Here is a 25,015-nt window from a genome sequence, read left to right on the forward strand (position 1 = left end):
TTCAGCACAGTGAGCAAAAGTTATATTTATATTGCATTGGCTTCATTACTGGTCATTTCTTGTTCCAAGAAACAAGAGGACACTTTGTTTACTCCAGTTTCATCCGACCATTCCGGGATTACATTCAACAATAAAATAGTTGAGACCGATAGTTTTAACATTCTCACAAGCGAATACATCTTCAATGGAGGAGGGGTTGCCGTAGGTGATTTTAACAATGATGGCAAACCTGATCTTTTTTTTACAGGTAACCAAGTAACCAACAAGCTATACCTTAACCAAGGTGATTTTGAGTTTAAGGACGTAACCCAAGCATCTGGTGTGGAAGCCGCCGATAAGTGGAAAACTGGTGTTGCGGTGATTGACATTAACAATGATTCCCTGCTCGATATTTATGTCTGTGCCGCCATGTACGAAAGCCCCGAGGAAAAGGCCAATATGTTATATATAAATCAAGGAGTGGATGATGATGGCATTCCTATTTTTAAAGAAATGGCCAAGGAATATGGCGTTGCAGATACCGGAAATAGCATGAATGCTGCATTTATAGACTATAACAAAGATGGCTTATTGGACCTATATGTGCTTAACAATGTGGATATACATGTACTGCCGGCAAACTATAGGGAAAAGATCACTGATGGTTCCTCTTTGAGCAACGACCGTTTATACCGTAACAATGGCGATGGGACCTTTGCCGATGTAACCATGGAGGCGGGCATTACCATTGAAGGCTACGGTCTTGGCGTGGCCATTTCCGATTTGGATTATGACGGTTGGCCGGATATTTATGTAAGCAATGACTATCTGAGCAATGATATTATGTACATTAACAATGGGGATGGGACCTTTACCGATAAAATAAGTGAGTCCATAAAACATCAAAGTAAATTTTCCATGGGCTCCGATGTGGCCGATTTTAACAACGATGGCTACCTTGATATCCTTACTTTGGATATGCTCGGGGAAACAAATTATAGGTTAAAAACAACCATCAAGGCAACCAAGTACAACGATTACTATATGAATGATAGGTATGGTTACGACTATCAATATATGCGTAACATGCTTCAAATGGGTCAAGGTCCCGATATGCCCTATAGTGAAATTGGCCTTATGGCGGGCATCGCCAAAACCGATTGGAGCTGGTCACCACTTTTTGTTGATGCCGATAACGATGGACGTAAAGATATATTGATTACCAATGGTTTTCCACGGGACATTACCGATCTGGATTTTGGGGAATTCAATTTCAATGTTCAAAAATACCTAAGCCCTTCACAAATTTTGGACTCCATTCCAGTGGTCAAAATACCCAATTACGCTTACCGCAATGAAGGTGATGGACAGTTTAAGGATGTAGGTGAAGCATGGGGGTTGAGTATCCCTTCCTTTTCAAACGGAGCGGCATTTGCCGATTTGGATGCCGATGGCGACATGGATTATGTGGTGAACAACATCAATGATGAAGCCTTTCTTTTCAAGAATAACCTTGAAACAAAGCAAAAAGAGGATAAGAATTTCCTTCAGTTGGATTTGAAAGGCCCAAAAAACAATCAGGCAGGTCTGGGGACCAAGGTGGCCCTACGTTTTGGGGACGGCACCTTTCAATATTACGAGCATCAGTTGAACAGGGGCTATTTATCAACAGTACAGAGTATGCCCCATTTTGGTGTGGGATCGCAAAAAACAATCGCATCCCTCGAAATAGTATGGCCCGATGGAAAATACCAAGAGTTGACCAATGTACCGAGCAATCAAACCTTGGCAATCGATTATAAGGAAGCCTCTTCCTTAGAAGGCAAGCAATTGGCATTTCCCTTGGCACCCAAACAGACCACTCCCATATATCAGGAAATATCGGAGGAAGTGGGTGTCAATTATCTCCATAAGGAAACGGACAAGGTTGATTTTTATGTGCAGCCCACATTGCCCCACAAGCTAACCCAAAATGGACCTCGACTTGCAAAAGGGGACATCAACGGAGACGGCTTTGAAGATTTTATCATTGGAAGCTCTTCCGGCCACTCCCCAATGATCTTTGTACAGGATTCCAAAGGAACATTTACCGGCACAGCTTTGTTTGAAGAAGAAGAATATAAAAAATACGAAGAGACGAGTATTTCCCTTTTTGATTTGGACAATGATGGGGACCTTGATATTTATATGGTTGCGGGCAGTAATGAATTTGATTTGGGCTCACCATATTATCACGATTACCTAATGGTCAATCGGGGTAATGGCAAGTTTACCATGGCCAAGGACAAAATGCCGGAGATAAATTCCAGTGGGTCGGTAGTAGAGGCCGAGGACTTCGATGGAGATGGCTATGTGGATCTATTTGTTGGTGGACGCACCCCCTTTTCACAATACCCCAAACCGGACAATTGCTACCTGTTGAAAAACGAAAAGGGTAAACTGGTCGATGTGACAGAGGCATACAGTAAAGCACTCAGGACCCCGGGAATGATCACCGATGCCAAATGGGCTGATTTGGATAACGACAGTTTGAAGGATCTTATCTTGGTGGGCGAATTTATGCCCGTAACCGTTTTTATGAACAAAAAGGATTCCTTTCAGCAAATGGACCAAACAGGCATGCAGCAACTATCAGGTTGGTGGGAATGTGTCTTGGCAGAAGATTTTGATGGCGATGGCGATGTGGATTTACTGGCAGGAAACTTGGGGGAGAACAATCTATACAATCCTTCCGAAGAAAGACCTGTAACCATGCTGGCCAAAGATTTTGACAATAATGGAGCTATTGACCCTGTATTGTTTGCATACTTTAAAAGCAATTTTGAGGATCCCACTTACCAACCATATCCCGTTAGTTTTTGGGGCGATCTTATGGGCCAAAGTCCCATGTTCAGGAAAAAGTTCAATTATTTCCGGGAATTTGCCACGACCACCAAGAGTGGCTTGTTTACGCCCGAAGAACTTGAAGGAGCCGATGAATTAATGGCAAATCACGATCAAACCACCTATTTTGAGAATGATGGCAACGGACAGTTCAAAATGGGAGAGCTTCCGTGGCAGACCCAATCGGCACCCATAAAGTGTATGATCACGACACAGGCAGGAGGCAGCGCCCCTACCGACGTGCTTATGATTGGAAACGATTTTGGCAATGAGGCTTTTATTGGGCGATATGACGCCTTTAACGGCGGTGTTTTGCTCGGAGACAGCCAAGGAACGTTTGAGTTTAAAAATGCCGAGGAAAGCGGCTTTAAGGTTGCCGGTGACGCGAAGGACATGATACAGGTTGAAAGGGCAGATGGAGGAAACCCATATATTATTGTAACCCAAAATAGGGGCAAAGCATTGGTTTTTACCAAGACTGAGTAATTTTCACAAAATATTATAATTGAGATAACATGGTTTGCTCACCTATATGAACAAACCATGTTTATTTTATTTATTTAGCCCAGCTTGGGATAACGTGATCAGCAATGCCAATTGAATGGATTCATCGCCTGCTTCATCGTTCAAGTACCACTCGTGCAGGGAATGGGCTCCGCCTCCTTGTCCTCCACGGCCAATACATACGGCCGGAATTCCTTTGGAAACCGGTATATTGATATTGGTTGAACCGCGGCCCAAACGTGGGGTCTTCCCAAAATACTTGGTGGCGGCCATGGTTCTTTGGATCAAGGGCAGTGAGGCAGGCAGTTCCCCAGATGGCCTATCACCAATTTTTATTAGCTCGTAGCTTACTTCGCCGCGCACACCGCTGGCATTGTATTCCATAATGGCTTTTTCCACGGAGGCTTTAAAGATGGACTCGATTTCATCAAGGTTTTTGGGATCAATGGCACGCATATCAACTTCCATCCAAGACTCAAACGGAATGGAATTTACAGAAGTGCCGCCACCGATTCTACCAACATTGAAACTTGTTTTAGGGATATCCCCGGAAGTATATGCCCATGCATCCTTGGAAAAAATAGCTATGGCTTTTCCCAAGGCATGATGGGGGTTGGCAAGGCCAAAGGCTCCCCAAGAATGTCCACCTTGCCCTTTTATGAGCAATTTATAACGTTTGGAGCCCAATCCAGCGTTGCTTATTCTTCCCAAACCACCGCCATCAATAGCGATCCAAGAATCAATGTCCAATCCCGATTCATTGAACATATATTTCATGCCCCGTAGGTCTCCAAGGCCTTCCTCACCAACGGAACCTACGATCAATACATCTTTTTCAGTTTTTATATCTGCCTTGTTCATGGCTTTGAGCATGCTGATGAGCATGGCCAGGCCACGTGTGTCATCGCCAATTCCCGGGGCTTTTAAGGTGTCCCCCACTTTTTTAACGGTAACATCGGTTCCCTCTGGGAAAACTACATCCAAGTGGGCATCTACCCCAACATAGCCCGATTGGCCGGATGTACCTTTTCGCAACCCGATGACATTCCCTACCTTGTCCGTCCAAATGCTATCAACACCTGCTTCTTTCAACATTTTGGCAAAAACCTTTCCCCGCTCATCTTCCATAAAAGGAGGGGCCAAAACCTCTGTTAAAGTAATCAGGTCTTCCGTAGTTTGATTTTTTTGGGCCTTTATCAGTTCAAAAGCTCTCTTGACCTTTTTTTTCTTGGCCAAGCGTTCCACTTCCTTGGTGTATTTTTTTTCAATTTCTTCCTGGGCCGTTATCGAACCGGATAGCAGGCCAAAGGCCATAATGAGGCCGAATGTGAGTTGTTTCATAATCAAGTATAGTATTGGTTTTCTAAAAAGCTGTTTCTGATTTTGTGTTCATGTAAAGTTATCGCAATGGTTTGTTATAGTGTTATTTGGGATGTATCCAATTTTCTAAGCTCGGCAAATGCTTTTTGGAGTCTGGCCGTTACTTCTCCAATGGCATCATTTTCATAAAAAACATGGTGACCCAATTGAGCAATGGATGCCACTTGGGTAGTGGTGCCGGTAAAAAACGCCTCGTCCATATTTTTAATCTCATTTTCTGCCACGGGCTTTTCAATAACAGGTATTTCCAACTTTCTGCAGAGTTTTATAACAATCTGCCTGCTTATGCCATTCAAAATATGTTCGTTGGCCGGATGTGTGATTACATTTCCGTCCTTCACGAAAAAAATATTGGTATGCGAACCTTCAGAAATCATACCGTTTCGGACCAAAACAGCTTCATCCGTATTTGCGTTCATTGCCGTTTCGTTGGTCATAATGTTGCCCAATAGTGAAATGGATTTGATATCGCATCTGTGCCATCTAAAGTCGGGTTCTAGAACGGCTTTCATGTTTTTAAGGTTGATGGGAGGGAGATTGTATGGCAGTGCATACATCATCACGCTAGGGGGAACGTTTTTTGGGTACGCGTGTTTTCTGGGGGCCACTCCACGGGTAACTTGCATGTAAATCAAGCACGATTCACCTTCCAAGCCAGCCGCATGAAGAAATCCGTCCAGATTATCATCAATTTCCTTGACGTTGTATGGGATGCCAATTTTGTCCAGATTGTCCTGCAATCGGTCCAAATGTGCCTTTTTGTAGAACATGCCATTTTCCAATTGCACCATTACTTCGTAAATACCATCCCCGAATAAAAACCCGCGGTCAAAAACCGATATTTTGGCATTGTCGGCCGTTACTATTTTTCCATTCAGATAGACTTTTTCAGGAAAGTTTCCTTTGGGCAACATTAAGGTTGGTTTTATATGGAAGGCTTTCCAAAATGTCGATTTTCGTCAACCCAAACTTGGTTCGAGTGCTCGTACCGATTTGTTTGCCGTTGTAACAAAATTAGGAATACTGTGCATGTAGCGGACAGTAATCCAGAATGATGTACTTCAATACTCTTTGGACAACCCCGTATTATATTGTTGTGAAGGTAATTGTTATTTCCTAAAATTAAAACCCAGCAATAAAGTTTGTAGCGGGGTAAATAAATTTTAGAAAAACCATACGTGTCTTTAAAGAAATTCAATGTCGTTAATAATAGATTTAGATGGTTGGTTTTTATAATTATAAAGATTTGTCGTACTTCACGAAAAAAGATAAACCATGACGATTTTTGTTGATATGGACGAGGTGATTGCAGATGCCTACAATGCCCATTTAAATATTTACAATCAAGAGTTTAATGCCCAATTAACACTGGAAGACTGCCATGGCAAAGAATTTTGGCAATGTGTTCCAGTGGAACATCAACAATCGATAAAAGACCATACTAGGCGAGATGGTTTTTTTGGTGATTTGAAAGTAATTGCCGATAGCCAAGAAGTCCTTGAGGCGTTAAGCGAAAAGTATGAAGTATATATCGCTTCGGCAGCCATGGAGTTTCCACAGTCCTTGAGGGAAAAGTCGGATTGGTTGGACAAGCATTTTCCCTTTATTCCGTGGCAAAAACGAATTCTCTGCGGGAACAAGCATGTTTTAAAGGGTGATGTGCTCATAGACGACCGAAGCAAGAACCTCGAGCCTTTTGAAGGCAGGTCCATAATGTTTACATCACCGCACAATACAAAGGTCACAGCCTTTGAACGTGCGGATACTTGGAAGGATATCGCCGACAAACTTTTGTAACTTGTAACCGCAATGCAAAAAAAACTATTCAAGTTACTGTTATTGGCCGGTACATTTATGTTTCAGGCGTGTGCTGCACAATCCCATTTGGTACAGGACGAAATGGAGACCATCACCAAAGAAAGTTTAAAGTACTACCTCTATTATCCTGAAGACTACTTCGCATCGGAAGACAGGGATTTTGGCCTGTTGCTGTTTCTTCATGGCGGGGGTGAATCTGGAGGGGACATCAAAGAGGTCAAATACAACGGCCCGCCAAAAATGCTTGCCGAGGGCAAACAATTTCCCTTTTTGATCTTGGCCCCGCAAAACCCCCACGCACAAAAATGGTGGAATACGGACGCAGTCGTCCAATTATTGGACTCCGTTGTCAATACCAATAGGGTGGATAAAAATAGAATTTACTTGACCGGACTGAGCAGGGGCGGAAGTGCATCTTGGGAACTGGCCACGCAATATCCGGACAAGTTTGCGGCCATGGCCGTAGTTTGCGGTATGACGCCCTTGCCCTATGCCCATTGGATAGATAAGAACATGCCCATCTGGGTTTTTCATGGCGATGAGGATCAGGTAATCCATGTGGAGGAATCTGACAAGATGGTGGAAAAGTTGAGAGCGATGGGCCGCGATGTTCGCTACACAAGATACAAGGGCGTAGGCCACAACGCATGGAGCCGGGCTTATACGACCGACTCACTCTATACTTGGTTGGCAGCGCAAAAACGCATAAACTAAATTTGATGAAATACCCGATTATTTTCCTAGGTCTTCTTTTGACGGTCAGCTGTAAACAAAAAGCCAAAAACCAAAATGAATCCGTCCAAACCGAAACAGCAATTCGTTTGGACTCCATTTCCAGTGACACCATTGTCAAGGAGGAAAAACCTGTTTTAAAAACATTCGAGGGATTGGCCGATACCACTTTTGTGCGACTGGCCGATTTTAGTGAGGATTTTGCGTATGACATGCGCTATGCCACCGAGAATAATTTTTTAAAGGCCAAGGTGTACGACTGCGCCGAATGCTATACAAGGGTAAAAACAGCAAAGGCATTGATCAAGGCCAATAAGGATTTTATGGAAAAAGGGGTGAAAATCAAGTTTTTTGATTGTTATCGCCCTAACTCGGTACAATACAAAATGTGGGAGATTGTCCCCAACCCCCAATATGTAGCCAATCCAGATAAAGGGTCTATTCACAACAAGGGCGGTGCCGTGGATATTACTTTGGTTGACCTGGAGGGCAATGAACTTGATATGGGAACCGATTTTGATTACTTCGGGAAAAGGGCCTATCATGACAATATGGATTTGCCACAAGAGATCTTGGATAACCGAAAACTGTTAAAGGAGACCATGGAAGCACACGGTTTTTGGTCCATCAGAACCGAATGGTGGCATTATAACCTTTCAGCTGCCACCAATGATAGGGTCGCCAATTTTAAATGGGGATGCGACGATTAAATCTTTTTGCACAGCAAAAAAATCAAGTTGTCGTTGATGTCGGTGGTAAAGAACAGGTAGGTCTCGCCCCCATCTTTGATAGTATGCCTTTTACGAAGCTCGGCAACCGATAAGGGGAAGTTCCTTGTTGTGATGTTCGCTTTTGGGACGGCCATTGATCTTATGGACTTTTTGGAATAAGGAAGGGTCTTTTCAATGGTAAATCTTCTCCCGGGAAAATCTACAAGAGTGTCAGCAGTGTATAAATGGGAGTGGGGGTGGAGTTTTTTAAGCTTGTAGGTTTTGGCTACGGACTTAAACCCACCGGACTTTAAAATAGCGGCATTGGGTTCGTACAAATGAGCGGAAGGCTCCCCAAAATCAATGGCGGTATTTTGTTCTTCTTCCAGTTTAAAATTAAATTCATCGGTTCGGTCTGGCAGTAAATTGACGGTTTTTATTCCAATGCTTCCATTGTACCCTTTTTCCAAAACAAAGAGGAGTTCCTTTACTTCGTTATTGGTGGCCACAACATGAACCTCTTTTACGAATTCCAGTTCCCCAATCCCTTTTTTTATATCCAAAAGTGGAGATGTTTTTAGGAGAATATGTTGTGTTCTTTCAAAAATCAAAGGCAGGTGTTCGGGTACATCGGGCAGGCAATCCTCTAAGAGAAAAACCTTTCCTTTTTTATCACTTCTTCGGGAGGGATCAACATAGGTCCAATCAAAATTTTGTGTTGATTCCTTTAAAAATGTAATGCCGTCTTCGGGTAGGCATTTTATATTGTTCCGCCCTAAAACCTTGAAATTATGGGCTGCAATTTCACTCAGTTCCGAATTGATTTCACAATGAATGACGGAAGCCATTTTTTTTGAAAAAAAGTAACTGTCGACACCGAATCCCCCCGTAAGGTCCACCAAGGTTTTTCCACTTACAATTCGGGCCTTATATTCAGCTGTCGATTCGGAGCTGGTTTGTTCAATATTGAGTTTGCTTGGGTAGTAGATATGGGATGAGGCAAACCAAGTGGGCAGTTTATCCCGACTCTTTTTTTTAGCTTCTATCTGCTCGACCAGCTCTTTTTGGGAAACGCCCTGAAAAACAGATTTTTTAAGTAGAATTGACAGGGTGTCTGCGGAGATGTTTTTTGATATAAAATCCTGGACACCGATAGTTAAAATAATATCGTTCAAACCGGTGCTATAAGTTTTTGGTCAATTTCTTCACAAAGGAATATTCCGTCAAAAACTCCTTTAAAACAACCTTTATGGCCGTATATCCGGGTACTGCGACCACCATTCCGACCACACCGAACAAAAGCCCTGCAATAATGATGATCAGAAAAATCTCCAGAGGGTGGGACTTTACGCTTGTGGAAAAAATAAAGGGTTGTGAAAAGAAATTATCAATGAGCTGACCTACCGTCAAACCAATAAAAACATACATGGCCTTTGGCAAAATAACAGTGCTGAAATCCGCCCCGAGGGAACTGGTCATGGTCAGGGTAATCATGATCACTCCCCCAATGATCGGACCTATGTAGGGGATGATATTGAACAGGGCGCACAAGAATGCAATAACAATGGCATTTTCAACGCCCACGATCAATAGTGCTATGGTGTAAATCACAAAGAGTATAAAGAGTTGAAGTAAAATCCCGGCAAAGTATCTGGAGAGCAGGTTATTGATCTTGTCAATGGACTTTACCAGATTGCTTTCTTTGTTGTCCGGTACAAAGGTCAAGATGCCATTTTGCATCAATTTACTGTCCTTTAAAAAGAAAAAGGAAATAAAGAGAACGGAAAAAAGGCCAACGCTGAAATTGCTCAGTGCATTGACAAACGAGTTAAGAAAATTGGGGATAAAACCCAGATCCAATCCTTGTAACACATTTTCTTCGATGTGGGATTCGTTCAGCAAGGTGTTGAAACTTCCCGTTGAGGCACCAAAATAGTCCAAGGTTTGAATGTAAAGCGTGTTAAGGTCGGCTTTAAGTGCTTCAATATCCAGTAGGGACAGATTTTTACTTTGTTCGGCGATCAGGGGGATAAAAAGGGCGAGTATCCCTAAAAAAATGGCCAGCATGAATATCATGGTAACCACAACGGCCAAGGTATTGGGAAACTTGAGCTTTCTTCGCAGGAACAATACGATGGGTCTGCCCAACAAGGCCAAAACCGCTGCAATGGCCAAATACGCCAATACGGACTGGATTTTGTAAAAAAACCAACCTAAAAGAACCACACCGACCATAATGGCCACTGCCCGTAATATTCCGTTGGCGATTGTTTTGGCATTCATGTTTTAATTTTTAAAGGCATATTCCACAATATTGGCTCCCATTTGTAAGGCTTTCAACCGAACTTCTTCCGGGTCGTTGTGCACGCTCGGATCTTCCCAGCCATCCCCAAGGTCGCACTCGTAAGTGTAGAGCAAAACTAATCTTCCCCGATCAAAAACCCCAAAGGCCTGCGGTCTTTTCCCATCATGCTCGTGGATTTTGGGAAGTCCATCCACAAACTTGAATTTTTGCGAAAATATGGGATGGTCGGCACCCAGTTCCTCCAAGGGTTTGTCCGGGAAAACCTTTTCCAATTCCCTTTTCAGATAAGGTTCCATGCCGTAGTTGTCGTCAATATGTAAAAAACCTCCGGACAAAAGATAGGTTCGCAAATTCTGGACTTCTTCATCTGTGAAAAAGACGTTGCCATGTCCTGTCATGTGCAAAAATGGATATTTAAAAATAGAGACGCTCCCTGCTTCCACCGTTTCCGGTTCTGGATCGATCTTTGTATCAATATTGGTGTTGCAAAATTGAATTAAGTTGGGAAGTGCCGTGGGGTTGGAATACCAATCGCCCCCACCTCCATATTTAAGTACGGCAATCTGCTGGGCATGTATTGCAGTTACCGCAAAAAACAGTAGGGTACATATTAAATGGATATGTTGTTTCATATGGAAGCAGTTGACCAGCCTTTCAAAAATAGGATATTCCTTTGTAAAAAATAAAGTACGGTCCCATTAGTTGTTGATTGTGGCCACTGTTGTGCAGGCCACAATGGCCGCTGTCTCGGTGCGGAGTCGATTTCTTCCCAGGGCAATGGGGACATATCCCTTTTCTTTGGCCAGATCGATTTCTTCTTTGGAGAAATCACCTTCGGGCCCGATAAGTATCGTAACATCATTGTCGGCGATCACTCTTCGTTTTAACTCCATTTTCTCCCCATTTTGGCAATGGGCAATAAATTTTAGGCCAATGGTAGTATCGGATTCCAAAAAGTCCTTACAGGGTATTGGTGGGTTGATCTGTGGTAAAACTGTTTGCAACGATTGTTTCATGGCAGCTTGCAGTACACGCTCCATTCGTTCCAGTTTAATGGTTTTTCGTTCGGAGTGGTCGCAAATGATCGGGGTAATCTCATCCACGCCTATCTCGGTGGCCTTTTCCAAGAACCATTCATATCGGTCATTCATTTTTGTAGGGGCAACCACCAAGTGCAGTTTATATCTTTTTGGAATTGATTTACGCTGCGAAGTAATACGTGCCCTGCATCTTTTTTGGTCCGGCTCCAAGATTTCAGCTTCGAACAAATAGCCTTTGCCATTGGTGATGTGTACAATGTCTCCTTCGGATTTTCGCAAGACCCGGACAATGTGTTTGCTTTCATCGGGCGGAAAAACAAACTGTTTGGCACTATTGTCCAACGATGGATTGTAGAAAAGCTGCATAGTTAAAGTTTACATTAATGTCCCCTTTTGGGGAAATCCCTCGCCTTTGGGCGAAGACTTTGGTTTATTTTTATTTCACGTTCTGTCCCCACCCAATCTCACCATAGGGAAGAACCGTTCTCTCCTCCTTTGGAGGGGCTGGGGGAGGACTCTTTAGGCGAAACCTATAGCTAATTAGCTACCTATGGCGTAACGTGCCTTGGCGGCAATACTTTGGCCGGTGAACATCCCCTTTTCAAACTTAAGGTAACCAACAATACCGATCATGGCGGCGTTGTCCATGCAATACTCAAATTTAGGAATAAAGGTTTGCCAGCCCAACTTTTCCTCTGCATCCTTAAGTCTTCCCCGAATTCCTGAATTTGCAGCAACACCCCCGCCAATGGCAATTTTATTTATACCGGTCTGGTCAACAGCCAATTGCAGCTTTTCCATTAATATCTCCAGAATGGTGAATTGCACCGAAGCACAAATATCATTCATGTTTTCGGAAACAAAATCTGGGTTCTTTTGGGTTTCTCGTTGTAAAAAATAGAGAATACTGGTCTTTAACCCACTAAAACTGAAGTTAAGTCCATCAACTTTTGGTTTTGGGAAGGTAAAGGCATCTGGATTGCCCAGTTTTGCATATTTATCGATCAATGGGCCACCGGGGTAGGGCAGTCCCATCAATTTGGCACTTTTGTCAAAGGCCTCGCCCACGGCATCGTCCAAGGTTTCGCCCAAGACTTCCATGGTAAAGTGATCCGTGACCTTCACAATTTGTGTGTGTCCCCCACTAATGGTCATTGCCAAAAACGGAAATGTTGGGGAAGTCTGGTCCTTATCCTCGATAAAATGGGCGAGAATGTGGGCTTCCATGTGGTTTACCTCGATCAAGGGTATGTCCAGGCCCAGTGCCAAGGATTTGGCGAAAGAGGTGCCCACCAGCAAAGATCCCATAAGTCCGGGCCCTCGTGTAAATGCTATGGCAGATAGCTGTTTTTTGTCGATATTTGCCTTGGCCAAGGCTTGGTGTACCACGGGAACAATATTTTGTTGATGTGCCCTTGAGGCCAATTCTGGGACAACACCCCCATATTGCTTGTGAATTTCTTGGGTAGCTACCACATTGCTCAGTACTTTTGTATGGCAAAGCACGGCAGCAGAGGTGTCATCGCAGGATGATTCGATTGCAAGAATATATTTTTTTGGATTTTCCACGCGTTTTGGAACAAAAATTGGTTGTCAAAGGTAAAACATAAAAACCCTATCAAAAAACTTCGTAAAATACTGTTGCGTTTCCTTCTGGCCATTATCCTTATTCTGGTATTGGGCTCTTTGGTATTGTCCTTGCCTGCGGTACAGACCAAGTTGGGAAAATACGCTACCGATGCCTTAAACGAGGAGTTTGGTACAAACATCCACATTGAACGGATAAGCATGTCCCTGTTCAACATGAATGCAGGGATAAAGGGTATTTATGTGGAAGATTATAGAAAGGACACATTAATTTACATTCACAAGCTGACCACATCTATTTTAAACCTGCGTAATATGACCAATAATAAGATGGAGTTTGGCGATATGGAATTGGACGGTGTTACCTTTAACTTAAAGACCTACGAAGGGGAAACGGACACCAATCTGGATGTGTTTGTGGCCAAATTGGATGACGGTAAGCCCAGAGACCCTGGAACCCCTCCATTTTTTATGTCTTCTGATGAGATTGAGATACATGGTGGGAAATTTAGGTTGGTCGATGAGAACCTCGAAAAACCAGAGGTGCTGAATTTCTCGGAAATTGAAGTTTTGGCGCACGATTTTCAGGTACTTGGACCGGATGTCTCCTTAAAAATAGACGACCTTTCCACCTTGGCAAAGCGAGGGATACGCCTTGAGAAATTGGCTACCGATTTTAAATACACCAAGCAACAGATGCGCTTTGATTCCCTGCTGATCGATACAGAGCAATCCGAACTAAAAGGTAATTTGGTGTTCAATTATGAGCGGGAAGATCTGGCCAATTTTGTTGATTTGGTGAAGATCGATGCCAATTTTACGGAATCTTCCGTGGCCCTAAACGAGATAAATGCGTTTTACGATGAATTTGGTCAGGACAAAACGGTGACCTTTACCGGGGACTTTAGTGGGGTGCTCAACCAACTCCAGGTAGATAATTTGTTTCTTTTTACCGATAATACAGGTATTCGAGGCGACTTTAGGTTCGATAACATTTTTAGTCGGCAGGCTCCCTTTGTACTACGTGGTGATATAGACAACCTTACCTCCAGTTATTATCAATTACGGAGTATTTTGCCCCAAATATTGGGCAGGAACATTCCGGGGTCCGTTCAAAAATTGGGTCAGTTTACAGTGCGTGGGGATACGGAGATCACAGAGACCTCCATTGACGTAACCGTCAATTTGAACACTGCTGTGGGCGATAGCTACGTGGATCTTCAAATGACCAATGTGCAGACCATAGAAGATGCCTCGTACATTGGTTTTATTTCTTTGATCGATTTTGATATCGGGGAATTTATAGATAATGAAGACCTTGGACTTGCCTCTATGGACATGAACGTGGAAGGAAAGGGATTTGTAGCGGAGAGCTTGAATACCGAAGTTTCCGGGGACATCTACAAATTTGAATTCAACGATTACGAGTATAACAAAATAAAGGTTTCCGGTATTTTGAGGAACGAACTTTTTGATGGTGTGCTTTTGTGTAACGACGATAACTTTAGGTTCGATTTTCAAGGATTGGCCAATTTCGGGGCCCGGGAGAACAAATTCAACTTTGTGGCCGCAGTGGACTACGCCGACCTTAAGGAATTGAATTTTATCAACGATAGCATTTCCATATTTAAAGGGCATGTGGATATGGATATTGAAGGCAACAATCTTGACGACATGGCAGGACAGTTGCGTTTTTCCAATACCACCTATCAAAATGCGAACGACACCTACTATTTCGAGGATTTCAATGTGACCTCTTCCTTTGATCGGGACACCATACGAACCGTGGAGATCAACTCACCGGATATCATCACCGGATATATGCGAGGGAATTTCAAGGTAAACGAACTGGGAAGATTGATTCAGAATTCCATTGGAAGTATCTATACCAATTACCAGCCCTTTGAGATTTCGGGCGGACAACATCTCGACTTCAACTTTAAGATTTACAACAAGATTGTTGATGTGTTTGTCCCGGAAATGGCTTTTGATGCCAACACCTATATTCGAGGGGCCATAAAGGCGGACCAAAGTGATTTTAAGCTCACCTTTAAATCGCCCAGTATCGAGGCCTTTGGGAACAAGTTCGATAATATTGAGTTGAAGATAGACAACAAAAACCCATTGTTCAACACCTTTGTGTCCGTGGAGGACATGTCCACGGTGTATTACGATATCAAAGATTTTAACCTGATCAATACCACCTTAAAGGACACCCTTTTCTTTAGAACGGAGTTTAAGGGAGGAAGCGAGTACAACGACAGCTATAACCTGAACTTTTATCACACCTTTAACGAAAACAACCGATCGGTCATTGGACTCAAAAAATCGGACATTAGCTTTAAAGGGAACACTTGGGTGCTCAACAAGAACGGGAACAATAAGAACAAGGTAATCTTTAACAGCTCCTTGGACAGCATCAGGATAGAGGATGTGGTCATGGACAACAATAACCAAGAACAGATTCGATTAAGGGGAGAGTTTGCGGATTCCACCTATAAAGATTTGGACCTACAGTTTAAATTGGTATCCCTAAACAAGATCACCCCGGCGATCGACAGCCTAAAACTGGACGGGAAAGTGGATGGCTTTCTCAATATTTTACAGAAAGATGGAAAGTATCTGCCCACTTCAAGTTTACATATCCAAAACTTCAGTATCAACAAGATGCACATGGGCGATTTGGAAGTTGGCATTTATGGCAACAACGACCTTACCGAGTTTGGCGTGAGCACCTGGCTCAATGATAAGGGAAAAGAACTCATGAGCATAAATGGAAAGGTCACCAACATAAACAATGAGCAAGAACTGGACCTGGTCGCTGACTTTACCGATTTTGCCCTAGAGCCCTTCAACCCGTTGGGGGAGGACATTATTTCCAATATTAGGGGAAAGGTCAGTGGCAATGCAACCATCACCGGTAATGTGGAAAACCCTGCTATTAATGGGGTGCTCAGCTTAAATGATGCGGGCATTGGAATTCCCTATCTCAACGTGGACTATGATTTTGCACCCTATTCCCAGGTACGCTTGTTCGACCAGACCTTTTATTTTGAAAATGTGGAGCTTTCCGACGTGGAGGAGGGCACCACGGCCACTTTGGACGGTACCATAAGCCACACCGGTTTTGATGATTGGTTCCTTGGGCTGGATGTGGATACCAATAACGACCGCTTCATGATTTTGAACACCGAATACGATGAGGAAACCCTCTATTACGGAACAGGTTTCATCAATGGAACGGGAAGTATTTATGGTCCAACCGATGCCTTGACCATTACTGTGGATGCCATTACGGCTAGGGGCACTTCCCTTAAGATCCCGTTGAGCGATGTGACCAGCGTAGGGGATTATTCATTTATCAATTTTTTGGAAAAAGGGCAATCCAAGTCCTTTGAGGAAGAACGGGTGTTGGATGAATACCAAGGGTTGGAAATGGCCTTTGACCTTGCTGTTACCCCCGAGGCAGAAGTGGAGATTGTAGTGGACCGGTCCACGGGAAGTTCCCTAAAGGGAACAGGGGAAGGTATTTTGTTGATCGAGATCAATACCAATGGAAAATTCAATATGTACGGGGACTTTGTTGTGGTGTCCGGGGAATATAATTTTAAATATGGCGGCGTCATAGATAAAAAGTTCAAGGTGCGTCCTGGGGGCACCATTCTGTGGGAGCGAGACCCACTGGCGGCACAATTGAACTTGGAAGCGGTATATTCCCTTAATGCCAATCCCGCGCCACTTTTGGACAATGCGGGATATACAGGAAGAATACCCACCGAAGTTGTTATAAGGTTGGACGGGGAACTGGAAAGCCCCAACATCAATTTTGGGATCGATTTTCCCGGCACGACTTCTGTAGTGCAGTCCGAACTGGAGTATCGCTTGCAAGATCCGACCATTAAGGAAAGAAACGCCTTCTTTTTGTTGGCACAGGGAACCTTTGTGAACCCACAATCGGGAGGGATCAACCAACAGGCCGTTACCGGAAACCTGATCCAGACCGCTTCAGGGCTTTTCAACCAAATACTATCGGGAAACAACGACAAACTTAACTTCGGGGTGTCCTACGAGCAGGGTTATAACGATCCCAACGCCGATATTGCCACGGAGGATAGGATAGGGGTAACGGTCTCCACACAATTGTCCGACCGTATTTTGGTGAACGGCAGGGTAGGGGTACCGGTCGGCGGCGTTTCGGAAACGGTGGTAGCCGGCGATGTTGAGGTGCAGGTATTGTTGAACGATGAGGGAACGCTCAGTGCCAAGATATTTAACAGGGAAAACCAGGTGCAGCAGTTTTTGGCCGAAAGACAAGGGTATACCCAAGGGGTGGGGCTGTCTTACCAAGTGGATTTTGACAGTTTTAGGGAGTTGATGCGGAAGGTGTTCAACAAGCAGGAAAAATCGGCAACAGAACAAAAAAGCACTCCCAGAAAACAGCCCACGCAGGTCATGGGAAAGGACAGTTTGATTCGTTTTTCGGAAAAGCCTGTTAATCAACCCTAATCAATACAATAAAATTTATATTTTTTAGAGTTTTTGTATTAATTTATTACGAAAACGTTTGAGAAAATCCTATAAAACAAATAAATTATCAAGGTATTCAAAATTTGAATAAAGTTTCCTAGCTTTGACCTCTTAAAAATTTGAATGGCTTCAGAAATTAAAAAAATAGGCGTTTTTACCTCAGGCGGAGACTCTCCTGGAATGAATGCCGCAATTCGTTCCGTTGTCCGTACTTGTGCATATTTGGGAATTGAGTGCGTGGGCATCTACAGAGGGTACCAAGGAATGATGGAAGGCGATTTTAAGACCTTGGATGCACGTAGTGTAAACAACATTATCAATAAGGGAGGTACTATTTTAAAATCCGCCCGTTGCGAGGAATTTAGGACAGAGAAAGGAAGAAGGAAAGCTTACGACCAACTGACCAAGGAAGGTATCGACGCCTTTGTGGTCATTGGTGGGAACGGAAGCTTTACAGGTGCGCTTTTGTTCACAGAAGAATACGATTTTCCAGTAATTGGAATCCCGGGAACCATTGATAACGATATTTTGGGATCTTCCTATACCATAGGTTTTGATACCGCGATCAACACCGTGGTGGATGCCATTGACAAGATTCGTGATACCGCAAGTTCCCACAACCGGCTCTTCTTTGTCGAGGTAATGGGCAGGGACGTAGGGCACATTGCCCTTAACGCAGGTGTGGGCGCAGGTGCCGAGGAAATTTTAATTCCCGAACAGAACCTGGGACTTGAGCGTTTGTTGGATTCCCTAAAACGAAGTAAAGCCTCGGGGAAATCATCTAGTATCGTAATTGTTGCCGAAGGGGATAAAATAGGTAAGAACGTTTTTGAACTAAAGGAATACGTGGAAGAGCATTTGCCCATTTATGACGTTAGGGTGTCCGTACTGGGGCATATGCAGCGAGGGGGCAACCCAACTTGCTTTGACCGCGTTCTCGCCAGTAGAATGGGCGTTAAGGCCGTTGAGAGCATTCTGGAGGGCAAATCAAACCTAATGGTAGGTATAAAGGATACCAAATTGGTGCTTACACCTTTGGCAGAGGCCATAAAAGCGCACACGGAAATCGACGAAGAGCTCATAAGAGTTTCGGATATAATGACAACTTAATTTAAACACAAAAAAGAAGAACATGTCAAATTTGAAAATAGGAATCAACGGATTCGGTAGAATAGGAAGGTTGGTATTTAGGGCAACCGTAAAAAGAGGTGATGTAGATGTTGTGGCAATCAACGATTTGTTGGATGTTGAGCACTTGGCCTACTTGTTGAAGTACGACTCTGTTCACGGAAATTTTGAAGGTACCGTGGAGGTGAAAGATGGAAATCTGGTAGTCAACGGTAATACAATCAGGATTACGGCAGAACGTGACCCAAAGAATTTAAAATGGGATGCGGTCGGCGCTGAGGTCGTTGCAGAATGTACCGGTATTTTCACCACTTTGGACATGGCCCAATCACATATTGATGGTGGTGCCAAAAAAGTCGTGATCTCCGCTCCATCCAAGGATGCCCCAATGTTTGTTATGGGTGTTAACCATAAAGATGTCAAGGCAACGGACACTATTATTTCCAATGCTTCCTGTACCACCAACTGTTTGGCACCGATCGCCAAAGTTCTTAACGATGAGTTTGGTATTGCTGAAGCTTTGATGACAACGGTACACGCCACAACGGCAACCCAATTGACCGTTGATGGTCCTTCTAAAAAAGATTACAGAGGTGGTAGAAGTGCCCTTTTGAACATCATTCCAGCGTCTACCGGTGCCGCAAAAGCGGTAACCAAGGTTATTCCTTCGCTGGAAGGTAAACTAACAGGTATGGCGTTCAGGGTCCCTACTGCAGATGTTTCCGTAGTGGATTTGACCGTAAAATTGGAAAAAGAGACTTCCTACGAAGGTATCAAAGCTGCTATGAAGGCTGCTTCCGAAGGGGAATTGTCGGGAATTCTGGGATATACCGAAGAAGCTGTAGTCTCCCAAGATTTTGTTGGGGATGTTAGAACTTCCATTTTCGATGCAGGTGCTGGAATTGAACTAAATTCCAAATTTTTCAAAGTGGTTTCTTGGTACGACAACGAAACCGGTTATTCCAATAAATTGGTTGACTTGGCCCTGCACGCAGCAAGCCTATAATTTTTTTATCTCAATAATTTTTCATCCTGAAGGGAGGATTCCTCTCTTCAGGATTTCAATATAAATCTCGACGTATGGTTTTGATTGTGGATAGTGGTGCCACTAAATCCGATTGGATTGCCTTGGATGATAATGGGAAACAACTGTTTGTTACCCAAACCTTGGGCCTTAGCCCGGAAGTGCTTACCAAAGAAGTAATAGAGGACAGGTTGGCCAATAATTTTGAACTTTCCAAAAACAAGGAAAAAGTACGTCAATTGTATTTTTATGGTGCCGGTTGTGGTACCGATAGAATGAAAATTTTTTTGAAATCCATCTTCAAGGATTTCTTTCCCAATGCCAAAGCCGAGGTGAGGGAAGATACCTATGCCGCTATATATGCCACCACTAAAATTGGCAAACAGGGTATTGTCTGTATTTTGGGAACCGGTTCCAATTGTAGTTATTACGATGGTCACCAGCTAATCCAGAAGGTAACATCACTTGGTTACATTTTAATGGACGATGGCAGTGGGAACTTCTTTGGAAGAAAACTGATCCGGGATTACTATTTCCATAAAATGCCACAAGACCTTGGTATAAAATTCGCCAAGGAATTCGACCTGGATGCCGATGTCATTAAAGATCATCTGTACAAGCAACCCAACCCAAACACGTATTTGGCCACATTTGCACGTTTTATCATTGAAAACAAGGAGCATCCTTATTGCAAAGGGGTCATTGAAAAGGGACTTCAGCAGTTCGTGAACAATTACATCATGCAATACGAACTGGCCACCAAGGTGCCCGTTAGCTTTGTAGGGAGCATAGCCCACTTTTTAAGGGATGAACTGAAGGCCTGTATGGAACGCAACGATTTGATCTTGGGTGTCATCCGACGTAGGCCCATCGAGGGTCTCGTGGAGTTCCACCAAGGTACTATCTAACAGCGATCATCGATATTTCAACATTGACAAACTTGGGCAGGTTTGCGACTTCCACAGTTTCCCTTGCTGGTGCGGTATCCGCATCAAAATAAGTGCCGTACACTTCATTGATCTGGGCAAACTGGTTCATGTCCTTGATAAATATCGAGGATTTGATCACATGCCCAAAAGTCATCCCCGCTTCGGCGAGAATGGCTTTTAAATTTTCCATGGATTGTCTGGTCTCGGCCTTTATATCGCCTTCAACCAATTCACCCGTTGTGGGATCAATGGGAATTTGCCCGGATATATACAGCGTATCTTTTATGAGCACTGCTTGGTTGTAGGGCCCAATAGGTGCCGGTGCTTTTGAGGTGTTTATTATTTTTTTCATGGGAATGTTTTGGTACAAGGTAAAAAATATCGAGCTAAAATTATCGCTGACTTCTGTTTTCCCATTTGATATCGCTCAATAGGGAACTCTTTATCCCAATAAAGAAGTACCAACGTTCGTACCTGCCAAAGGGTGTCCAATCAAAACTTAGTCTAAAACTGCCAAGGTCGCGTTTAAAGGCAAATCGTGTATCGGCAAAACCTTTGTTCTTTAAATCATACCCGGAGTTAAAACCTACTTCCCACTTAGGTGAAAGTTGAATGTTCCCCGAGAACATTAAAGAGTGGTTGGTGATTTCACTCTGTCGGTTACTGTTGTTGTATGAGGCCACATAGGTAAAGCGGGCGTCCCAAGGTAGTTTATTGTTGTATATAGGATTGTCCTGTGTATTGCCTTTGCTTTGTTGCCTTCCGGTCTGCCCTCTGCCAAATGCACGATCTCCCCGGACATCGTCCATGGCAAATGGGTTGTCGCTAAAATCCGATTGTTTTTCCTCGTCGCTCTTCTCCTTTGCGCCCCCTTTTTGGAACATTTCACTGTTCAGCGAAAAACTGGTGTTTATCCTGGCTGAGGTCAATCTTGCAATGCCCCCGCCATTTTTTATGTTGAGGGTGTTGATACGGCGACCATTGTTATCAATGGCATAGGGGTCAAAAGTGGCGGCGAAATTAATGGGAACATTTTTTATGATTTCGGTGGCCCCGCTCATACTTACCGGGCTGAGCTTTAAGGAATCCGCCTCTAGGTTATAACTGGCGGAAAACGAAAGATTGCTCAAGATCTTTACTTTCTTGGGTTCGGTGGCCGTGGAATCTTTGTCCCTGACCTTTGCCTCAAGGGAGTTCTGAAGGGAAAAGCTCAAGGAACTTCCTTTGTTCAGGGAAGGTCTTCCATAGATGCTGGTCTCGAAGGGAGTGTACTGAACCTCTTCGCCATCCCCATCGGTATAGGATTCGTAAAACTGCTCAAAGGAAGGGGTGTAGCTATAACTGATCGAGGGGCGCATTACGTGCCGTAACGCCTGTATCTTTTTATCCTCGCCACGGTTCCATGTACCGTACATTGTTGTACCTATACTGGTTCCAAAACTATATCGGTTAAAACGGTCAAAACCCGAAATGGTATCGGTCACCACCTCCTCCAATTCGGCATCATATTGCCGCCTAACGGTTTTCATGGACCAGATATCCTCGTAGTTGCCACTTAAACTTACACTAAGGTACTTGGCCAGTTTAAAATTGGTCGCAATGGGTATTCTGTGCCTTGCCCCGATTTTGGCATCATCGAACATGCCGCTTTTGAAAAAGTTTTCCTCTGTTGTGGTAATGCTGTTCTGCGCATTGACATCGTACTGAAAATTGATGTTTTCAAAAACCCCTTTTTTGATTTCATCCCGTTTCACAAAAGGATAGATACGTTCCATGCTTGCCTGAAAGTTCGGCAGGGACATATTGATGGTACGTTCCTCCGATCGGGTGTTTTGGGTATGGCTCAGCGTTAGACTTGTATTTACCGATGGATAGGCCGGAAATGTTTTGGAGTAGCTAATGGAGGATGCAAAAGTGTTTGTTTGCGAATTGTTCCGGTTTACCTGGTTAAGGGAGTTGGTGTAATATTGACTGGACCCTAAGTTGACGGATGCGGAAAAACGCGAATTGGGGCTGGCCTTGGAGTCTTGGGAGTGCGATATCCTGATGTTGTAGTTGCTGGTTCGGCTGTAATCGTCAAAACCCTTTTGACTTGTGACCAGGTTTTCGTAACTGATGTTTATATTCCCCTTGAACTTATAGCGCTTGGTGTAAACGGAACTTCCCTGTAGACCATAGCTGCCGTTGGTGTAATAATCCCCCGTGATACTCAGGTCCACATAATCGCTTATAGGCAGGTAATATCCGCCATTTTGGATAAAATAGCCTCTTCGGGGATCATTGCCAAAGGTAGGGAACAAGATTCCAGCCACCCGGCCCGTGGTCAATGGGAAATAAGCAAAGGGCAGGGCGACAGGTGTGGGTACGTCCATAATGTACATATTGCTGTACCCTGCTATAATTTTCTTTTTGGGAACAAATTTGGCTTTTCGTACCCTAATATAATAATCGGGGTTTACCGTGTCGTTGGAGGTGGTCAGTTTGCCCTCGTTTAAAAAGTAAACCGAATCGTTCTCTTTTTTTGTCTTTTCGGCATACACCTTCATGGCGTCGCTTCCCAATTGTCCCAACCCCGCCTGTTGCTCGGTTCTGGAATTCCAGATCAGGGCCTTTTGGGTATCAAAATTAAAACGGATGGAATCGGGCCGGACCTCTTGGTCCCCTTGTTTAAAAAAGGGCAATTGCGAGTAATTGCCCAACGAATCCTTCATGCGCCCGGCATAGACCTCGTTTTTTACATAGTCCATAACAATAACCCCCGCTTTAAGCTCGGTATCCTGATAATGGATTTCCGCTTCGTCGTACAGGTAAATTTTATTGTCCTTTTGGCTAAGTTTTACATAGTCTTTGGCCTTATATTTGATTTTGTCCAAAAGTAAAGGCTGCTTTTTGGGAACGGTATCCGTTGCAACGGAATCCGTCTTTATCGAATCGTTCAAGATGTTCGGGGGCAACAAAGGAGCAGTGATGGTGTCCTTGGAAGCCTTGATGGGCAAAGGTCTGATAAGGTCTTCTTGAGCACTTAAGGTAACTGTGCCACAAAGAAGAACAAATAGGAAAAGTAAAAGATGTTTATTTGGTTGCAACGTGATAAATCCTATTTTTGTGCTAGTTTGGCCCAGTTTTTGGCCTCAAACTTACATATATTTTTTGTTCTACTTATTGGTGATTACGATATTTTTAACCATTAATGAACGCTATAATTACTCAGTTCTTATGAATAAAAGTCGGTTAGCATTTTTAGTTTTTCTACTTCTGGTCCTTCCTTTGACCTCTTTTAACAAAAATGATACCGAGGTATTGCCCAAAGATAAATTTGTTGTGGTCTTGGATGCAGGGCATGGTGGGCACGACCCGGGGAATATTGGAAATGGGTACCTGGAAAAGGAAATAGCCCTGGCCATTGTCCTAAAAGTAGGGAAGGAGCTGGAAAAGCACCCCGATATAAAAGTAGTCTATACCAGGAACGATGACACCTTTGTCGATTTGTTCGTAAGGGGCGAGATCGCCAACGAGGCCAATGCCGATCTTTTTGTTTCGGTACATTGCAATGCACATAGTTCCAATGCTTACGGAACAGAAACATACGTACTGGGGCTGCATGCCAATCGTCAAAACTTTGAGGTAGCCAAAAAGGAGAACTCCGTGATTTATTTGGAGGATGATTACGAGCAGCGATATGCAGAGTATGATATTAATTCCCCGGAATCCGTGATAGGGCTGACCATTATGCAGGAAGAGTTTCTTGACCAGAGCATACAATTGGGAAAAAAGCTACAGGATAATTTTACCAAAGGACTCAAGCGCAAGGATAGAAAGGTAAAACAGGCAGGGTTCATCGTACTGCACCAAACCTTTATGCCCAGTGTTTTGGTGGAAGCCGGTTTTTTGACCAATAAAAACGAGGGAAGCTATCTTAACTCCAAAAAAGGACAGGAGGAAATGGGAAAGGCCATTGCCGATGCCGTGTTGGCCTATAAAGAGGATATGGGCTTTACATCCACACCAGTGGACGACACCCCTCCAGTCAAGGAGGATAAAATAGCTACTACCGTACCAACGGATGGCCCAAAAAAGCAAGAAGAAGTAAAAGGGAAACAGCCTGAAAACAAATCTTCCGGGGTCCAGCATGAAGAAAAGAAAGCCAAAGAAGATACGGGAATAGTGTTCAAAGTGCAATTGATGGCCAGTGGAAAAAATATTGCACTCAATGGAAGTAACTTCAATGGTCTGGGCGAATTGTCCAAGGAGCCCTATAAGAACCTGTTTCGGTATATGTACGGGAATGCAAACACTTATGAAGAGGCCAAGAGGTTAAAGGAAAATGCGGATGCCAAAGGCTATACCACATCGTACATTGTGGCATACAAGAACGGGCTAAGGGTTCCCATTACGGATGTAGTGAAGTAGAATGCCCCCAAAAGCACTCTTGTAATAATTATTCCTAAATTTGTTTAAACCATAAACCG

Annotated in this window: 18 protein-coding genes; 9 read left to right on the plus strand and 9 right to left on the minus strand. The window is 43.6% G+C overall.

Annotated features, from left to right (window positions below):
- Positions 1 to 9 precede the first annotated feature (9 nt).
- The gene (locus tag VM932_RS11560; RefSeq protein ID WP_326278942.1) at positions 10 to 3,348 is read left to right on the plus strand and encodes a VCBS repeat-containing protein; all 3,339 of its coding nucleotides are present in this window, start codon (positions 10 to 12) and stop codon (positions 3,346 to 3,348) included.
- A 66-nt stretch (positions 3,349 to 3,414) separates the two neighbouring features.
- Here the strand turns inward: VM932_RS11560 and VM932_RS11565 are convergent, their stop codons facing one another.
- Together VM932_RS11565 and VM932_RS11570 are read right to left on the minus strand one after the other, a co-directional pair.
- Positions 3,415 to 4,707 (minus strand): M20/M25/M40 family metallo-hydrolase, encoded by a 1,293-nt coding sequence (locus VM932_RS11565; RefSeq protein ID WP_326278943.1) that lies wholly within the window; start codon positions 4,705 to 4,707, stop codon positions 3,415 to 3,417.
- A 74-nt stretch (positions 4,708 to 4,781) separates the two neighbouring features.
- Positions 4,782 to 5,660, minus strand: a complete 879-nt coding sequence (locus VM932_RS11570; protein WP_326278944.1) for an aminotransferase class IV — start codon at positions 5,658 to 5,660, stop codon at positions 4,782 to 4,784.
- Between the two features lie 361 nt (positions 5,661 to 6,021).
- Here VM932_RS11570 and VM932_RS11575 point away from each other — a divergent pair, with 361 nt between their 5' ends.
- Genes VM932_RS11575 through VM932_RS11585 form a run of 3 tightly spaced genes read left to right on the plus strand, consistent with a single transcriptional unit; the run spans position 6,022 to position 8,006 of the window.
- Positions 6,022 to 6,543 carry a 5' nucleotidase, NT5C type gene (locus tag VM932_RS11575; RefSeq protein ID WP_326278945.1) on the plus strand — a complete coding sequence of 174 codons (522 nt, stop codon included), beginning with the start codon at positions 6,022 to 6,024 and terminating at the stop codon, positions 6,541 to 6,543.
- Positions 6,544 to 6,555: 12 nt separating this feature from the next.
- On the plus strand, positions 6,556 to 7,278 hold the full coding sequence (locus VM932_RS11580; RefSeq protein WP_326278946.1) for a carboxylesterase family protein: 723 nt from the start codon (positions 6,556 to 6,558) through the stop codon (positions 7,276 to 7,278).
- Between the two features lie 5 nt (positions 7,279 to 7,283).
- Complete coding sequence (locus tag VM932_RS11585) at positions 7,284 to 8,006, plus strand: M15 family metallopeptidase (protein ID WP_326278947.1); 723 nt, start codon at positions 7,284 to 7,286, stop codon at positions 8,004 to 8,006.
- Here VM932_RS11585 and VM932_RS11590 read toward each other — a convergent pair.
- The 5 genes from VM932_RS11590 to tsaD form a co-directional block, all read right to left on the minus strand.
- Positions 8,003 to 9,181, minus strand: coding sequence for a THUMP-like domain-containing protein (locus tag VM932_RS11590; RefSeq protein ID WP_326278948.1), 1,179 nt, complete (start codon positions 9,179 to 9,181; stop codon positions 8,003 to 8,005). The genes VM932_RS11585 and VM932_RS11590 overlap by 4 nt on opposite strands.
- Before the next feature lie 7 nt (positions 9,182 to 9,188).
- The gene (locus VM932_RS11595) at positions 9,189 to 10,289 is read right to left on the minus strand and encodes an AI-2E family transporter (protein ID WP_326278949.1); all 1,101 of its coding nucleotides are present in this window, start codon (positions 10,287 to 10,289) and stop codon (positions 9,189 to 9,191) included.
- Positions 10,290 to 10,292: 3 nt separating this feature from the next.
- Complete coding sequence (locus VM932_RS11600) at positions 10,293 to 10,943, minus strand: DUF4159 domain-containing protein (protein ID WP_326278950.1); 651 nt, start codon at positions 10,941 to 10,943, stop codon at positions 10,293 to 10,295.
- A gap of 66 nt (positions 10,944 to 11,009) precedes the next feature.
- The gene (locus tag VM932_RS11605) at positions 11,010 to 11,717 is read right to left on the minus strand and encodes a 16S rRNA (uracil(1498)-N(3))-methyltransferase (RefSeq protein ID WP_326278951.1); all 708 of its coding nucleotides are present in this window, start codon (positions 11,715 to 11,717) and stop codon (positions 11,010 to 11,012) included.
- A 174-nt stretch (positions 11,718 to 11,891) separates the two neighbouring features.
- Positions 11,892 to 12,920 carry a tRNA (adenosine(37)-N6)-threonylcarbamoyltransferase complex transferase subunit TsaD gene (gene tsaD, locus VM932_RS11610; protein WP_326278952.1) on the minus strand — a complete coding sequence of 343 codons (1,029 nt, stop codon included), beginning with the start codon at positions 12,918 to 12,920 and terminating at the stop codon, positions 11,892 to 11,894.
- A 72-nt stretch (positions 12,921 to 12,992) separates the two neighbouring features.
- Here tsaD and VM932_RS11615 point away from each other — a divergent pair, with 72 nt between their 5' ends.
- From VM932_RS11615 to VM932_RS11630, 4 genes are all read left to right on the plus strand, one after another.
- Entirely contained in the window at positions 12,993 to 17,444 is a 4,452-nt protein-coding gene (locus tag VM932_RS11615; RefSeq protein WP_326279015.1) for a translocation/assembly module TamB domain-containing protein, read from the plus strand.
- A 144-nt stretch (positions 17,445 to 17,588) separates the two neighbouring features.
- Positions 17,589 to 18,575, plus strand: a complete 987-nt coding sequence (gene pfkA, locus VM932_RS11620; RefSeq protein ID WP_326278953.1) for a 6-phosphofructokinase — start codon at positions 17,589 to 17,591, stop codon at positions 18,573 to 18,575.
- A 22-nt stretch (positions 18,576 to 18,597) separates the two neighbouring features.
- A complete protein-coding gene (gene gap, locus VM932_RS11625; RefSeq protein WP_326278954.1) occupies positions 18,598 to 19,599 on the plus strand; it encodes a type I glyceraldehyde-3-phosphate dehydrogenase in 1,002 nt (333 codons plus the stop codon).
- A 74-nt stretch (positions 19,600 to 19,673) separates the two neighbouring features.
- Positions 19,674 to 20,525, plus strand: a complete 852-nt coding sequence (locus VM932_RS11630) for an N-acetylglucosamine kinase (protein ID WP_326278955.1) — start codon at positions 19,674 to 19,676, stop codon at positions 20,523 to 20,525.
- Here VM932_RS11630 and VM932_RS11635 read toward each other — a convergent pair.
- Positions 20,518 to 20,898, minus strand: a complete 381-nt coding sequence (locus VM932_RS11635) for a RidA family protein (RefSeq protein WP_326278956.1) — start codon at positions 20,896 to 20,898, stop codon at positions 20,518 to 20,520. The two genes, VM932_RS11630 and VM932_RS11635, sit on opposite strands and share 8 nt — an antisense overlap.
- Before the next feature lie 40 nt (positions 20,899 to 20,938).
- Positions 20,939 to 23,632, minus strand: a complete 2,694-nt coding sequence (locus VM932_RS11640) for a putative LPS assembly protein LptD (protein WP_326278957.1) — start codon at positions 23,630 to 23,632, stop codon at positions 20,939 to 20,941.
- 130 nt (positions 23,633 to 23,762) lie between these two features.
- Between VM932_RS11640 and VM932_RS11645 the strand changes: the two genes are divergently transcribed.
- Complete coding sequence (locus tag VM932_RS11645; RefSeq protein ID WP_326278958.1) at positions 23,763 to 24,956, plus strand: N-acetylmuramoyl-L-alanine amidase family protein; 1,194 nt, start codon at positions 23,763 to 23,765, stop codon at positions 24,954 to 24,956.
- Positions 24,957 to 25,015: the final 59 nt, after the last annotated feature.

Source organism: Flagellimonas halotolerans, assembly GCF_035818535.1.
GTDB lineage: Bacteria > Bacteroidota > Bacteroidia > Flavobacteriales > Flavobacteriaceae > Flagellimonas > Flagellimonas halotolerans.